At 43.9% G+C, this 16621-nt stretch carries 12 protein-coding genes; all 12 read right to left on the bottom strand.

What is annotated here, in order from left to right:
* Positions 1-89 precede the first annotated feature (89 nt).
* On the bottom strand, positions 90-1013 hold the full coding sequence (locus AC04Q4_RS16105) for a sugar phosphate nucleotidyltransferase (RefSeq protein WP_173755924.1): 924 nt from the start codon (positions 1011-1013) through the stop codon (positions 90-92).
* Positions 1014-1143: 130 nt separating this feature from the next.
* A complete protein-coding gene (locus AC04Q4_RS16100) occupies positions 1144-2493 on the bottom strand; it encodes an ATP-binding protein (protein ID WP_476389288.1) in 1350 nt (449 codons plus the stop codon).
* Positions 2490-3164 (bottom strand): winged helix-turn-helix domain-containing protein, encoded by a 675-nt coding sequence (locus AC04Q4_RS16095; RefSeq protein ID WP_119238724.1) that lies wholly within the window; start codon positions 3162-3164, stop codon positions 2490-2492. The genes AC04Q4_RS16100 and AC04Q4_RS16095 overlap by 4 nt, the downstream gene beginning before the upstream one ends.
* Before the next feature lie 172 nt (positions 3165-3336).
* Entirely contained in the window at positions 3337-5130 is a 1794-nt protein-coding gene (locus tag AC04Q4_RS16090; protein WP_195456280.1) for a Na/Pi cotransporter family protein, read from the bottom strand.
* Positions 5131-5362: 232 nt separating this feature from the next.
* Positions 5363-5863 (bottom strand): transcription elongation factor GreA, encoded by a 501-nt coding sequence (greA, locus tag AC04Q4_RS16085; protein WP_173738297.1) that lies wholly within the window; start codon positions 5861-5863, stop codon positions 5363-5365.
* Positions 5864-5987: 124 nt separating this feature from the next.
* Complete coding sequence (locus AC04Q4_RS16080) at positions 5988-6521, bottom strand: CarD family transcriptional regulator (RefSeq protein WP_226843711.1); 534 nt, start codon at positions 6519-6521, stop codon at positions 5988-5990.
* 304 nt (positions 6522-6825) lie between these two features.
* On the bottom strand, positions 6826-9870 hold the full coding sequence (locus AC04Q4_RS16075; protein ID WP_476389287.1) for an NYN domain-containing protein: 3045 nt from the start codon (positions 9868-9870) through the stop codon (positions 6826-6828).
* A gap of 160 nt (positions 9871-10030) precedes the next feature.
* Positions 10031-10897, bottom strand: coding sequence for a patatin-like phospholipase family protein (locus AC04Q4_RS16070; RefSeq protein ID WP_226843709.1), 867 nt, complete (start codon positions 10895-10897; stop codon positions 10031-10033).
* A 123-nt stretch (positions 10898-11020) separates the two neighbouring features.
* Positions 11021-12577: an ATP-binding cassette domain-containing protein gene (locus tag AC04Q4_RS16065; protein ID WP_476389286.1), complete on the bottom strand. Its 1557-nt coding sequence runs from the start codon at positions 12575-12577 to the stop codon at positions 11021-11023.
* Positions 12578-12841: 264 nt separating this feature from the next.
* On the bottom strand, positions 12842-14227 hold the full coding sequence (locus tag AC04Q4_RS16060) for a sodium-dependent transporter (protein WP_173738302.1): 1386 nt from the start codon (positions 14225-14227) through the stop codon (positions 12842-12844).
* Between the two features lie 342 nt (positions 14228-14569).
* Complete coding sequence (locus AC04Q4_RS16055) at positions 14570-15199, bottom strand: DapH/DapD/GlmU-related protein (RefSeq protein ID WP_476389285.1); 630 nt, start codon at positions 15197-15199, stop codon at positions 14570-14572.
* Positions 15200-15202: 3 nt separating this feature from the next.
* Positions 15203-16519, bottom strand: coding sequence for an MATE family efflux transporter (locus AC04Q4_RS16050; RefSeq protein WP_476389284.1), 1317 nt, complete (start codon positions 16517-16519; stop codon positions 15203-15205).
* Positions 16520-16621 lie beyond the last annotated feature (102 nt).

Raw genomic sequence — 16621 nt, 5'->3', positions numbered from 1 at the left:
CGTGTTTATTTTAACACTGCTGCCTGTTTTCCACAATAGCAGAAAACCAGGTTTCGTACATGACTTCCTCTCAGATCTGTGAAAATCACTTAGTCCCACAGTCCCTGAGGATAAAGGCCCTGATCCTTCAGGCTCTGAATCGCAGCCACAACTACCGGCTTATCCTCTTTATAAGTTACGCCGTACCATTTATCCTGTGTGGTAAGCACTTTTACTGTAGCTTTCTTTTCTTTAAGAAGTTCATCTACTACAAACGGAAGGAAGTACTCGCACTTCAGCGGATTGACCGGAATGTTTTTCTCAAGGAATACAGGAAATCGCGCTTCCAGCTCTTTCATGAATCCGCCGGTGAAGCCCCACATATTCATGGATACCGGTGCGTCAACAGGAAGTGCTGTCCATGTTTTTCCATCGTCCTCTGTGTAAGCTGCTCCGCCGTCACGTTTTTCAATGTGAGTTCTCTCATTGATATCTGCAAGATATCCGTTCTCGTCTGTCTCGCAGACACCGCGGGATACATAGCCATTATCTGTCAGCGTGTTCTCCAGACGGTATCCGACCATCATATACTGAGCCGGAACACTTTCTTCCTCAGCATGGATCAGGAAATCATACGCCATTTTAAATGCGTGAGTTCCGTAATAATCATCTGCATTAATTACAACAAACGGTCCGCCTATCTCATTCAGGCAGCTTAATACTGCATGTCCTGTTCCCCATGGCTTCACACGTCCTTCCGGAACTTTGAATCCCTCCGGAATGTTATTCAGATCCTGATGCACATAAACGAGCTCCACCTTATCGCTTAAACGGTCACCAATGGCATCACGGAAATCCTGCTCATTTTCTTTCTTTATAATAAAGATAACTTTCTTAAAGCCTGCGCGTACAGCGTCATAAATGGAAAAATCCATGATAATATGGCCTTCCTGATCTACCGGGTCGATCTGCTTGAGACCACCGTATCGGCTTCCCATTCCTGCTGCCATTACTACCAGAACCGGCTCTTTCATAATCTTATTCCTCCTGTTATTCTCCGGGTATCTCCCGATCTGCATTCATAAAGCCGGTCAGATCCTCATCCAACCGGCTTTACGAACCTTATACTTTATTATACTACAATTCATCACGGAATCCTATCAGTTATTTTCCCATTTTCTCCGGAAAAACAATCTCCATTCTCGTTCCCTGTCCCTGCTCGCTTTCCACATGGATCTGCGCATGATGAAGCGTCGCACCATGTTTTACTATGGACAGACCAAGTCCTGTTCCGCCAGTCTGTCTGGAATGGCTCTTATCTACTCTGTAAAAACGCTCAAAGATCCTGCCCTGTTCACTCTTCGGGATTCCGATCCCGTCATCCACAACACAGTAGAACGGATGTCCTTTACGGTTTCCTACCATAATGCGAACATGTCCGTCATTTTCTGTGTAGCGCACTGCATTATCTGCAATATTGAAAAACATCTCATAAAGAACGTGTCGCACGCCCTGGATCTTCTCAGAATTTCCGGCCAGCTTCAGGGAGATATTTTTCTTTTCTGCCGGATGCTTCAGATTGCTTTCCACATCCTCTGCCAGTTCGTAAAGATCCACTTCTTCAAAAGGAACCTCGCTGTTGCTCTCATCCAGTCTGGAAAGCTGAATGATATCTGCCACAAGATTGGATAACCGCACTGCCTCATGATAGATTCTTCCTGAAAATTCCTGTACATGATCTGAAGGAACCATTCCATTCATCATAAGTTCTGCATAGCCGGAAATAGACATCAACGGTGTTTTCAGCTCATGGGAAACATTTGCAGAAAATTCCTTCCGGATCTGTTCTGCCTCTTTCAGTTCTTTTACCTGCTGCCTGATCTGGCGGTTCTGTTCATCCACCCGCACAAGAAGCGGCCTCAGTTCTTCATAACACACATTGTTCAGCGGATGTTCCAGATCCAGATCATTGATCGGCCTGATAAGATCCTTTGTCTGCCTCTGTGCAAAAATAAACTCCAGGACCAGTACAAGAAGCATCAAAATCCCCAGAACAAGCAGGCTTGATATCCAGGTGGAATATACGGAATCTATGGTTTTTCCTACACGAAGCACGTTTCCGTCATTCAGTTTTACCGCATAATAAAAAGTCTTTTTTGCAAAAGTCTCCGAGTAGCGGATACTTTCACTTTGTCCTTCTTTTTCTGCCTGGATAAATTCCGGACGATTACTGTGATTCTCCAGTTTCTCCGGTGACGCTTCAGAATCAAAGAGAACAGTTCCGTCTTTTCCTATGAGCGTCACACGGCTTGTAGATACTGTTCCCAGTTTTTTCGTAAGAAAAGCTTCTCCGTACTCTTCCATCCCAAAACAGATATACCTGGTTTCCTCTCTCACTCCACGCTGCATATAAGTGTTGAATTTACTGTATGTCACCACGCTTGCAGCCAGAAATGTTACAAGGACAGCCAGAACGATCATTACACTTGTATGATTCAGGATCTTTTTTTTCATAGATGATCTCCTATCCTGTAGCCGACTCCGCGCACAGTTTCAATAAGGTTTCCCGCTTCACCCAGCTTCTGGCGAAGGGTACGTACGTGGACATCTACAGTCCTTGTTTCCCCGTCAAAATCATATCCCCATACATGGCAGAGGATCTGATTTCTTGACATGACAAGACCTTTGTTTTCCAGAAGATACTCAAGAAGTTCAAATTCTTTTCTGGTGAGTTCCTTCTCCTCCCCCTGGTAGCTGACCTCGTGGCGGGACACATTTACACGCAGCCCCTTGCAGTGAAGCTCTCTTTCCTCGCTCTGTCTTGCACAGCGGCGCAAAACAGCCTTAACTCTGGCCACGAATTCCATCATTCCAAATGGTTTTGTAATATAATCGTCAGCTCCGCCCTCCAGACCTTTTACCTTGTCAAATTCCGCTTCCTTCGCTGTTACCATGATCACCGGGATATCCCTTGTCCTGGTATCACTTTTCAATCGTTTCAAAATATTATATCCATCCTCGCCCGGGAGCATGATATCCAAAAGAATCAGCTCCGGCAGGCTCTTTCTCATAGCCGCATCAAGTTCTGCCCCGGTCTCAAATCCTTCTGCCTCAAACCCGGTTGTCTCCAGTGTATAAACAAGAAGCTCTCTGATATTGCGCTCATCTTCCACACAGTAGATCATTTACCAACACCTCTCTGTTCGTTTTCATTTTCCGGAGCAGAAGATACTCATCTGCCCGATATTTGTTGAATTTTTGTTTTCAGTATAACGATTTTCTTTTTACTGCACAAGCCCTGGTATCTGCGTCATCGCGGATAACCAGGGCATATGCTCATTTTTACTTATTTATTTTTTAAGCCTGCACAGTCTCTGCCTCAACAGTTAACGGAGGCAGCTGGTACTGTCCGCGGATTGCTTCCAGTTCATGGTAGAAGCTTGCATCTGTACTGTGCTTGATCTGTTTCAGATGCTGATGTGTATCAAACAGATCTGCATGTACCTGAGTTACACAGACACCAATGTTGGAACAATGGTCAGCCACCCTCTCCAGGCTGGTAGTCACATCTGAAAGGATGAATCCCATCTCAATGGTACACTCTCCGGCACGAAGTCTCTGAACATGTCTGTATTTCAGTTCTTTGCTCAGCTCATCGATCACCTCTTCCAGCGGTTCAATCTCACGTGCAAGCTGTACATCCTGATTCTCATAGACCTTATATGCAATGTCCACGATATCCTCTACAGCATGTTCCATGACACGAAGCTCCTCGAGGGCTTTTTCTGAGAATTTAAGGCCTTTCTCATGAAGCTCCTGGGCGGATTCCATAATATTCACGCCGTGATCGGAAATTCTCTCGAAATCTCCGATACAGTGGAGCATGATGGAAATACTGTGGCTGTCATGAACTGACAGATCCTTCTGGTTCAGCTTTACAAGATAAGTTCCAAGTTCATCCTCGTAGCGGTCTACTTTTTTCTCTGATTCCTCTACCTCCTTCTTTCCTTCTGCACTGAAATGCTTCAGAAGGTCAAGAGCTGTAAATAATGTTTTATGGGAATCCTCTGCCATTTTTTTTGCTGCATTTCTGCTCTGCTCAACAGCAAAAGCCGGCTTCTCCAGAAAACGGCTTTCCAGGATCATGAAATCCGGATCTGCTGCTTCCTCCTCCTTTTTGTCTCTGATCGTAAGACAGGCAAGTTTCTCCAGTGCTTTTCCAAACGGAAGCAGTACCAGTGTTGCACTTACATTGAATGCACTGTGCAGAATTGCGATTCCTGCCGGTGTTGCAGCCTGTGACATGAACGAGAAATGTACAGCTGCATTGACGGTATAGAACACTGCCATAAAAAGAATCGTTCCAATCAGGTTAAAATACAGATGAATCATTGCCGCACGCTTCGCATTTGTGTTAGCTCCGATGGCTGAAAGAATCGCCGTGATACAGGTACCGATATTCTGTCCCATAATAATAGGGAGTGCTGCACTGAACGGTACCATTCCTGTAAGACAAAGTGCCTGCAGGATACCGACGGATGCGGATGATGACTGAATGATCGCTGTAAGCACTGCACCGGCAACAACACCAAGCAGCGGGTTGGAAAATTTCACAAGCATTCCTGTGAATTCCGGTACATCTGCCAGCGGCTCTACTGCTCCGCTCATGGCGCTCATTCCATACATCAGGATTGCAAATCCTACAAAAATCGTTCCTACGTCTTTCTTCTTCTGGCTCTTTGTAAACATGATCAGAACCACACCGATCAGAGCCAGCACCGGTGAAAATGATGTCGGTTTAAAAAGACGGATGATAAAGTTATCGCTCTGGATTCCGGTAAGGCTTAAGATCCAGGAGGTAACTGTTGTTCCGATGTTCGCTCCCATAATGATTCCCACTACCTGGGAAAGTTTCATGAGTCCTGAATTTACAAAACCAACTACCATAACTGTTGTTGCAGATGATGACTGGATCACTGCAGTTACGCCCATTCCCAGAAGAACGGCTCTGATCGGACTGGATGTAAGGGTTTCAAGAATACGCTCAAGTTTTCCTCCTGCTACTTTCGCAAGCCCGTCTCCCATTAAGTTCATTCCATAAAGGAAAATGGCAAGGCCTCCAAGCAATGCCAGTACGCTGAAAAAGTCCATGATTCTCTCCTTCACTTTCTCTTTTTTGATATGTTTGATTTCCTATTTCTCATTTCGACGTTTTTCATGATAACTGTCCTTTGTAAAGTTTTCCCCACCTGAATGTAAAATCTGTGTAAAAAAATAAAACAGTTGATCCTGTCCGGGAGATATTACCCTTATAAAGATCAACTGTCTTATTATATTTTTCGTTATTTTCATTTCTGATCATATATCCCACAAATCACATGTATCAGAATCCACGGATTTCCTCATCCTCGGATCCTGTCTTATCAATCGATCTGATCACAAGATAATAGCTGTAATCATCGTTGACCTTTACCTCAACACGGTCGCCAACTCTGTGTCCTCTTAAAGCTTTGCCGATAGGGGATTCAATACTGATGCGGTTCTCCATGGAATTTCCCCGGATGGAAGTGACAAGCTTATACTTTTCTACCTCATTGTCCTCCTCAAAAAGTACCTCTACGATATCATCCATTCCTACTTCATCAGCCCTGGAATTGTCGGATACAATGCTCGCTGTTTTCAGCATTCTTTCCAGATAACGGATACGGCTCTCGTTCTGATTCTTATGTTTCTTGGCTGCATAATATTCGAAGTTCTCACTTAAGTCTCCCTGGGCACGTGCTTCCTTGACAGCCTCAATGGCTTCCTTTCGTACGACCAGCTTGCGGTGTTCGATCTCCTGCTCTATTTTTTCAACATCCTTGCGGGTAAGCTGTTCTCTCATAATCTGCGGCATCTCCTTTTCTGTACTTTATTCCGTCACCTTCTCTGATATCCACACAGATATATCCCGGTGCCGGAGTACTATTTATTTACCAGAGATACCTTAGCAGATACACTCTGCTTTGTCAAACAGCGCAGGCTTGTTCTGTTTCTTCTCTCTGTTGTTTTATACGCTGTTTAATATAGTCTGCCATATGATCTTTGGGAATATCCAGTAACATGGAAAATTCAGAATAGAGGTGATCCTCTGCCATTTTCAGATACCGTTCATCTGTAGCGGTTGTTTTTTTGCCATGGGATAATCTGGTCTGTTTACGAATATAGATCGTCTTGATGATCCGGAGAAGATCTCTGCATTCACAGGTTCGGATACATTTCTTGTAGCTGTCTTCCCGGAATTTCTCGTTCTCAATACTCAGTGTTTCTATCAAAGGGATCTCATTGATCAGCTTCTCTGCCTCTTCCTTCGTGATAATTCCACGAAGCACCTGCTTGCCGCCTTCCACCGGTGTAAAGATCTTCCCTTCTGTCTCCCCTCCCGGCCTTAACACATAATAAAGTCTCTCACCGGAGGCACCGTCCATCTTCATTGTGGTAACTCCTGTCACCTTGCAGATTCCGGTACGGCCATACACAACATATTCGCCTGTTTCAAACATTTTTCCACATCCTTTCATATTTTTTGCTTTTATTTCCGTGGCGTCTATTGTGCTCTAATGAAAACTCCCTGTCAGGCATAAGATCCGGACAAGGAGTTTCTCACTGAGGATTCTATCCTTATTTTACTACTTTTCCCATTTATTTGCAAAAGAATTCAAAAAGTTTTTTTATTTTTGTGAAATATGCTCATAATAGTGTGCATATGTGTTTTGTGCAGTTTTTACAGCGTCTTTGATAGATTTTTCCGAAAATATAAAAACTGCACACCTTTCTCGAAGATGTGCAGTCTGTGAACGATAAATATTATATTTCTTCTTTTTTCTTTCTTCCCAGCCGGATATCCTCCATATGAGATCTCAGTTCCGGTGTCATGTTGTCAAACAGATAGTTCTTTGTGTTATCCCTGCGCTCGCTCCAGTCTTCACGAAGCTGCTTTTTCGCAGACTCGATCTCTTCTTTAAATCCCCGGGCCGAGATCCTGGCTGCGCCCTGGCCCATGATGATGATCTGTTCCAGGCCGTCAGAGGTTGCTACTGTTACATTATGTTTCCGTCCAATTTTATGGACAGTGCGCTCAATATACTGGTCCGCTGTCTCTGCTTCTTTTGTGTAGACAACGTGAATGTTGTGATACCGGAACGTTTCCTCCGGATGCCCTTCCACACGGTAGGCATCAAATACCAGAATTAAAATACAGCCCTTGATTCCCTGGTAATCGCTTAATATATCCATTAACTTGGACTGTGCCGCATGAAAGTCTGCCTGTGCAAGGTCTCTTAAGTCCTCCCATGCAAAAATAATATTGCATCCGTCTACCAGCAGATAGTCGTCTCTGTGGATCGCCGGACTGCTGTTTTTCCAGGCACCGTGGCCGGACTTTTCCGGAAGTCCGATACCTGATGAACCTGCAGGGGATCCTGCACTGCTGCCTGCGTAATCAGAAAAGCTGCTGCTTTCCAGATTTCCGAAGCTTCGGCTGTTATTATTATATTTCTTCGATTTCACAGGGCCGAAAGTTTTCTCAAATATCGCTTTCAGCTCTTTTTCTTCCTCATAGCTGCCGTACATGGAAGTGTATTTTCCACGGGATTTATTTCCAATCCCAGAAATCGTACTGTCAGAACCTCTGCCTTGTCCTACTGATGCACTTCTTGCACCATTTCCGACTCCCTCTTCTGAATCATCATATACATCATCCCATTCCTGGATCTCTGTGCCTTCCAGGTGCATATACTCCTCCACCTCATACCATGGAACCACAAAACCAGCTCCATGAGCACAGAATACGGAACCTGTAGGATTATCCAGATCCCTCTCGGAATCATAGCCGATCTCTTCTGCGATAGTTTCCTGATCCTGGCATGGTTCATAGCCTTTTAAAGTGCAGGTAAGGTGTCCGCGGCCTCTTGTGTAGGAGATTACCTGACTCTGATAGTCGCGCATTTTTGCCACAGACGCACTTCCTGTAATCACCGCCATCTCACCCTCTGTCTCCGGTCCCTGGAAGCTTCCCTGCATACGCTGGATATCTGTCATGGCTTTTCCCACATTCTCTGCCGGAAGCTCCAGCCGGAAGCTGTAGTATGGCTCCAGCAGTACAGTCTGCGCTTTTTTAAGTCCCTGTCGGACTGCACGGTAAGTAGCCTGACGGAAATCTCCGCCTTCTGTATGCTTCTGATGAGCACGGCCTGTAAGAAGCGTGATCTGCATATCTGTGATCGGAGAACCGGTGAGAACTCCAAGATGTTCCTTTTCTTCCAGATGGGTCAGGATCAGACGCTGCCAGTTGCGGTCAAGCTGATCTTCACTTGCAGCTGTAAAAAACTGAAGTCCGCTTCCCCGTTCTCCTGGTTCCAGAAGAAGATGTACCTCTGCATAATGCCGCAGCGGCTCAAAATGTCCCACTCCTTCCACCGGTGCAGCAATGGTTTCTTTATATACAATATTTCCTGTTCCAAACTCCACAGCCACATGAAAACGATCCCAGATCAGATGCTTCAGGATCTCGATCTGAACTTCGCCCATGAGCATGGCGTGGATCTCTCCCAGCTGTTTATCCCACATGATATGAAGCTGCGGTTCTTCCTCCTCCAGTTCTTTCAGGCTTTTCAGCATCTTGTGGGCATCACATCCTTCCGGAAGGATGATCTGATAATTCAGAACAGGTTCCAGAACCGGCATGCTGGATTCCGCTTCTGCCCCAAGTCCCTCGCCCGGATAAGTCCGGGTAAGTCCGGTAACAGCACAGACTGTTCCTGCCTCTGCTTCTTTTATCATATCAAACTTTGCACCGGAATATATCCTGATCTGATCAATCTTTTCCTCCCACCTCTCATCTTCCGAAATTCCTTTACCTCCGGCATTGGTAAGCGTTTCCTTTACTTTCAGACTTCCACCTGTAATCTTCATATAAGTAAGACGGTTGCCCTGATCGTCTCTTGCGATCTTGAAAACCTTTGCTCCGAATTTATCCGGATAAACCGGTGTTTCCATATAGCTTTCCATTCCGTGGATAAATGCATCCACACCCTCCATTTTCAGGGCAGAACCGAAGAAGCATGGAAAAAGCTTTCTCTCCAGGATCAGCTTCGCTGCGTCTTTCTTCCGGATAGTACCGGTTTCCAGAAATGTTTCCAGCAGTTCTTCATCACACATGGCGATATTCTCCAGAAAATCATCGGTTCCGTTGATCTCGTCAGAATCGTTCTTCTCTTCGGACATATGAGCTTTTTCTGCCCCACTGGCATCATCCTTCAGCTGCGTTCCTTCAGCTACCGGAGATTCCCCGGAGTTATCAACCGGCGCTTCTTTTTTCCCGGCTTCTTCTGCACCGGAGCATTCCAGTTCTCCACTGAAATCCACACAGTTTCCGCTTAATTTCTTCTTTAATTCTTCAAGAAGTGCCTCCCTGTCTGTTCCTTCCTGGTCCATCTTGTTTACAAAGAGAAATGTGGGGATCTTATACTGTGTCAGCAGTCTCCACAGAGTCTGCGTATGTCCCTGCACGCCGTCCGCTCCGTTGATCACCAGGATCGCATAATCCAGCACCTGCAGCGTACGCTCCATCTCTGCGGAAAAATCCACATGTCCCGGTGTATCCAGCAGAGTCACTTCCATATCTCCCATGGAAAAAACTGCCTGCTTGGAAAAAATCGTAATTCCTCGTTCCCGCTCCAGCTCATAGGTATCCAGATAAGCGTCTTTGTGATCCACACGCCCGATCCTGCGGATACGTCCGCATTTAAAAAGCAGGCCTTCCGATAAAGTCGTCTTTCCTGCATCTACGTGGGCCAACACACCCAGACTGATATGTTTCTTTTGTTTTATGTTCTGAGGTTTTTTCCCCATGAAAATACCCCTTTCCTGTCTTATAGTGATATCTACTATCATAACATAGAAAGGGGTATAAGTCGAATCCTGTTTCCTATATCTGACGATACTTTACTCCACTGCCTGGTATTCCGCCTGCCTGAAACACGGAAAAATTTATCCCGGCCTCGGTTCCATATCAGTGCAGGTATGCTCTCAGCTGTTCCAGATCTTTCTCCATATCACTTCTTCCCATCTGGTAGATCCGCTCCAGATTGTCTGCATCCCTCTCGATCATGGCTGCTTTGACAGGCTGGCTTGGGCGGATGATATGGACACGGCCTGCTTTTTCCAGAGAGCCTAGTTTCTCCAGAGTTTCATTATAATGAATATGGCGTTTCTCCAGATCTTCTAGTAACGCCGGATATTTATGTAAGACAGCTTTCAGAAACATCATCATCCTGGGGTTGGCTGTTTTCCGGTAATTGATGTCTCTTGTAAGTACCACTATGTTCTTCTCATAGCCCTGTTTCAGCATCCATTCAACAGGGATCGGATCAGACACACCTCCATCCAGCAGCTGCTTTCCCCCAAGTTTTACAGGGCGGGAAACAACAGGAATAGACGCTGAGGCACGCATCCACTCAATATCCTCCACATCTCCGTTGGGACACTGGTGATATACCGGTTTTCCTGTGTTGATATCCGTACATACCACCGTAAATTTCATAGGATTCTCCTTATAAGTTCCCCTGTCAAAAATATCCAGTTTCCAAGGAAGCTCGTTGTATCCGAACTCCTTGCTGTAGATATCACCTGTTGTGATCCAGTTGCGTATACTTGCAAGCCGCTTGTCCTTACAGTATTTTTTATTGTAACGGCGAACTCTTCCGATCTGTTCTGACTTGTAATTGCAGCCAAAAACAGCTCCTGCCGATACGCCTACTGCACTGTCTGCGTAAATATCATTCTCCATCAGCACATCGATCACTCCGGCTGTATAAAGACCGCGCATCCCGCCGCCTTCCATCACAATGCCGAATTTTTTCAGTTGTGTTTCTTCCATTTATTCATCCTCTGTATTTCTGTCCGGCAGACTCTGCTGCCCTTATGCTGTCATCTTTTATGTCTCATTTATTGTACTTTTCGAATTATATCTGTCTTTTCTGCCATATATCTATATCCATTATCAGAATATCTTGGTTGTCCACTTGCTCATATCCCAGACTTCATTTACCACATCCTGATAAAATTCCGGCTCGTGGCAGATAAGAAGAATACTTCCACGATACTCCCGGAGAGCTTTTTTCAGCTCGTCTTTCGCATCTACATCCAGATGATTGGTAGGCTCATCCAGAAGAAGAATGTTGGTGTCACGGTTCACCAGCTTGCAGAGACGCACCTTTGCCTGCTCACCACCGCTTAAAACCCGTACCTGGCTCTCAATATGCTTGGTTGTCAGGCCGCATTTTGCCAGCGCGGAACGTACTTCATACTGGGAAAATGACGGAAATTCCTGCCAGAGTTCTTCGATACAGGTAGTTCGATTCTCACCCTTAACTTCCTGCTCAAAATATCCAATCTCAAGATTCTCACCCTGTTCCACATTTCCGGAAATCGGCTTGATCAGTCCGAGAAGACTTCGAAGAAGTGTAGTCTTACCAATACCGTTAGTTCCTACCAGAGCAATCTTCTGGCCGCGTTCCATTGTAAAATTCAGCGGTTTGGAGAGTGGTTCATCATATCCGATCACAAGGTCATGTGTCTCAAAAAGCATTTTTCCCGGTGTGCGTCCGTAACGGAAATTAAACTCCGGCTTCGGCTTCTCTGCTGCCAGCTCGATCACATCCATCTTATCCAGTTTCTTCTGACGTGACATGGCCATGTTTCTTGTGGAAACACGTGCCTTGTTTCTGGCTACAAAATCTTTCAGCTCACTGATTTCCTGCTGCTGTTTACGATAGGCAGCCTCCAGCTGAGCTTTTTTTACTGCGTAAACTTCCTGGAAGTGGTCGTAATCTCCTACATATCGGTTCAGTTCCTGGTTCTCCATGTGGTAGATAATATTGACTACTGAATTCAGAAACGGAATATCATGGGAGATCAGGATAAAAGCATTCTCATAATCCAGGAGATATCTTTTCAGCCATGCAATATGTTCTTCATCCAGATAGTTGGTGGGCTCGTCCAGAAGAAGAATATCCGGTTTCTCCAGAAGAAGCTTCGCAAGAAGTACCTTGGTTCTCTGGCCACCACTTAAGTCCGTAACATCACGGTCCAGGCCCAGGTCAAGAAGTCCCAGTGCTCTGGCAACCTCCTCCACTTTCGCATCAATGGCATAAAAATCATGAAGCGTCAGTTCATCCTGGATAGTTCCAAGCTCTTCCATCAGAGAATCCATCTCATCAGGATCTGCTGTTCCCAGTTTGTCGCAGATCTCGTTCATGCGCTCTTCTTTTTTCAGAAGAGGATCAAAGGCAAATTTCAGCACCTGCCCGATGGTCATACCTTTTTCCAGGACTGCATGCTGATCCAGATAGCCTGCGTGGACATTTTTTGCCCATTCTACCTTACCTTCATCCGGCATCAGTTTTCCGGTTACAATACTCATAAATGTGGACTTTCCTTCACCGTTGGCACCGACAAGTCCGATATGTTCTCCCTTCAGGAGCCGGAAAGATACGTCCTCAAAAATCGCTCTGTCTCCAAATCCGTGAGTGAGATGTTCAACGTTTAAAATACTCATCTGTTATATTCCTTTATCGTAATTTTATTGTGATATTTAGTCTGCGTTCAATGTATTATACTTGATACCAACCCATGATGTAAAGCCAAATCTGCCACCTGTTTTAGCCTGAAACCTCCACCATCAACACAGCGGCTGAAAATAGGTATGACTATATTTCCATTGCTGTTGTTTCAGTAGCGTAAACTATGGAAAAGATCAGATGAGAATGATTTCATTCAGTATTCATTCCCTCCTGATCTTTTTCTATCTCTTAATATTTTTTTACATACTGATAATTCCCAGCACATTGGCAATAGAGCTTAACAGTACAATGATCAGACAAACAGGTGCCAGATATCTGATAAAAAACTTATACAGTCCTTTTCTGCGGAATCTGGATGACTGCTCGATCTCTGCTGCGATCCTGTCATATCCAACAACACGTGTCACCAGGAAGCAGGTTGCAAGTGCTGCCAGCGGCATCATCACGGAGTTTGTCATAAAGTCAAAGAAATCCAGGAAATTCATTCCGAAGATCTTCAGAAAATCCAGAATTCCGTATCCCATAGAGGATGCACTTCCGAATACAAGCATGATCACAGCCATAATGATACAGCATTTTGCCCTGCCCCAGTGAAGTTCATCCATAAAAGTGGATACGCTGGTTTCCATAAGAGATACCGCACTGGTCAGTGCAGCCAGAAGAACAAGAAGGAAAAACAGGATTCCTGCTCCAGTTCCAACGCCCATGGTTGCAAAAATCTTCGGCAATGTAATAAACATCAGGGATGGACCCGCCTGCAGTGTCTCAGGATTTCCGCCGGAAAAAGCAAATACTGCCGGAATGATCATCAGGCCTGCAAGGATCGCAATACCCGTATCAAAGATCTCTACTTGGGTGGTTGCCTGCTCCACATCCATCTTTTTATTCATATAAGAACCATATGTGTACAGGATTCCCATAGCAATAGACAGAGAATAGAACATCTGTCCCATGGCTGCAACTACTGTCATCCAGGAAAAATTTTCAAAATTTGGAATCAGAAAATATTTCACACCGGTCATTGCCCCCGGACGTGTGATAGAATATACTGCCACGATCACTGCCAGAACCACCAGAAGCGGCATCATGATCTTGGACATACGTTCCACACCGTTTCTGACTCCTCCAAGAATGATTGCAAACACCAGAACAGCAAATACAATAAACCATATCTCTACCTGCCAGGAATCCGCAATAAAGCTTCCAAAGTAACCTTCTTCAGAAACCTTCTGAACATTCCCTCTGAAATATTCCACCAGATATTTAATGACCCAGCCGCCGATGGTACTGTAATACGGCACGATCAACATAGGGATTACTGCATTCAGCCAGCCGCCAATCTTAAACGGTGCACTCTTTCCAAAATGTTCAAACGCTCCTACCGGACTCTTTCTCGTCATTCGTCCAAGTGCTGTCTCGGACATGATCAGAACATATCCAAATGACACTGTCAGAAGAATATAAACCAGCAGGAACATTCCTCCTCCATATTTCGCTGCCAGGTACGGAAAACGCCAGATGTTTCCCAAACCAACAGCAGATCCGGCCACTGCCAGCACATAACCGATCTTCCCTGAAAAACGTCCCCGCTGATGGCTGTGACCGGATTTTTTTGCTTCTCTCATCCGTTAATCCTCCTTAAATTTCATGTGTAAAAAACCTCCCACAGGTTTATGCCTATGAGAGGTCTGCATGATGATATAGTATCAAAAAAATATAAAAATGTCAAAAAAAAGAGTATACTTTTTTTCCTTTTATTTTTTCGTTAATCCTGATACAACCCGGGAGTTTGACAGTTGAATAATTAAAAATCATCTTCATGTATTTATAAAAAACTTGGGAAATACAATGCTCTTCTGGAACAGTTCGATGGCGATGAAGACAAGTTGATGGCATGGACAAAAAAACAGACGGCTAAAGAAACGGGACTTTATTATCCGGCTGCAATCCGTTCTCTCATGATCATATTATTTTTCCTCCTGTGCACAGATCATCTCCCATGCTTCATCATCAATTTCTTCATTGTGAAACAATTTTCTCCTGTCCTCATCTGTTATTTTTCTAATCACACGACATGGATTTCCGGCTGCAATGGACCAGTCCGGAATGTCTTTTGTTACAACACTTCCTGCACCAATTACCACATTGTCTCCAATATGTACTCCAGGACACACTACTGTATTTCCTCCCAACCATACATTATCCCCGATGGTAACTTCTTTTCCGTATTCAAAAGCAGAATTGCGCGTATCTGGGTAAATTGGATGTCCTGCCGTATAAATAGATACATTGGGTGCCATCTGACAGTTATCACCGATTTTTACCTTTGCCACATCTATAATTGTACAGTTATAATTTGCAAAGAAATTTTTACCTACTTCTATATGCGAACCATAATCGCAGTAAAAAGGTGGGTTAATCCATGCACCTTCCGATTTTCCCAAAAGTTCTTTTACTATTTCTGCAATCCCATCAAAATCCGACCGATCTGCAAAATTAAGTTTTTGCAGGATTTTTCTACCTATCCTCTGTTCTTCCATAACCGCTTCATCTGAAATGTAAGCAAGCTGCATATCTCTTCTTTTTTTCATATCCATAATTTAATTCTCCATTTCTGTTAAATTTTTTAACCATTTATATTGTTTATAATGTTTAAATACTGCCGGAAGTTTTACCAGTTCATCCAGATTTAGGACAAAATACACCATCATTACCGGCAATTTAAATACAAATGCTGCGATACATCCCAGTGGAACTGCAAAGCACCACATAGTAACCACATCACATATTAATCCAAATTTTGTATCTCCCCCTGCAGGAAAAATACCACCTATTGTCATAGAATTGATCGATTTTCCTATTACATAATAGCTGCTTATAAACAGCATATTCTTTAAATATCCTGTTGCTATATCAGTCAGATTCGTAAAATGCAGGATTACAGGTGTCGCAAGAAAAATCACTCCAGCCGTCACCACGCCCAAAAATACCGAAGTTTTGCATAAAATATTTCCGTTTTTCTTTGCTTCAGATAAGTTCCCTTTACCAAGCAGATTTCCAACAATAATACTTCCACCATATCCAAAGCCGGTACAACCACAGATTAAAAGATTCTTGGTTATATTTGCAATAGAATTGGCTGCGATAGCATCGGAACCAAGATGTCCAAGTATGACAGAATACATCGTAAATCCACCGCCCCAGGCAAGTTCATTAAAAAGTACCGGATAAACATGTTTCCAGAATTTCCTCGTTATATGGACTTCCCTGTTTTTTATGTCTTTTACTCCAATCCAAAATTCCTTTTTCAGGTGCAAAATATAAATCGTAATAACCAGACCAAGTCCATTTGCAATGACAGTAGCCAGTGCCGCACCTGCAATCTCCATTCTTGGAAAGCCCATGTATCCGTAAATCAGAATAACATTCAGTATAATATTAACACAGACAACAACTGCACTTATTATGGTACATCTACCTGCATAACCACAATTTTTCAAGATTCCCTGCAAAACCTGCAGAACTCCTGAAAAGATATAGGATAATCCAATCACTTTCAAATACTTAATACCATAATCAATCAGTATAGTATCGTTTGTAAACAGTCGCATGAGCGTTTCAGGAATAAAGAATGTTGCAAGCAGAAAGAGAATGGAAATTATGAATACATATCTTAATACAAGTCCTGCTGATGTCCGTAATCCATCAAAATCTCTTTTTCCATAATACTGTGCAACAAACATATTTTCCCCTATTGTAAGTGCTGTTAAAATCAAATTGAAAACAAAGGTGATCTGCGAAGCCAGCGAAACTGCTGACAGAGAGTTCTGATTTAATCCTCCCAACATAAAAGCATCGCATGCACTTACAAGTGCTAACATAAATTGTTGTGCTGTAATGGGCAGAGCAAGTTTCAAAATCTTATTTGTGAATTCGTTTCCCATCTACAATTTTTCCTTTCTGTGCACAATATAAAAATAAACCAATTTTATTGATTTTTATACCATAATCAGCCATAA

This window comes from Blautia sp. HA8986, assembly GCF_056504635.1.
Note: the sequence above shows the minus strand (reverse complement) of the source record. Positions and strands in the feature narration are given on the sequence as shown.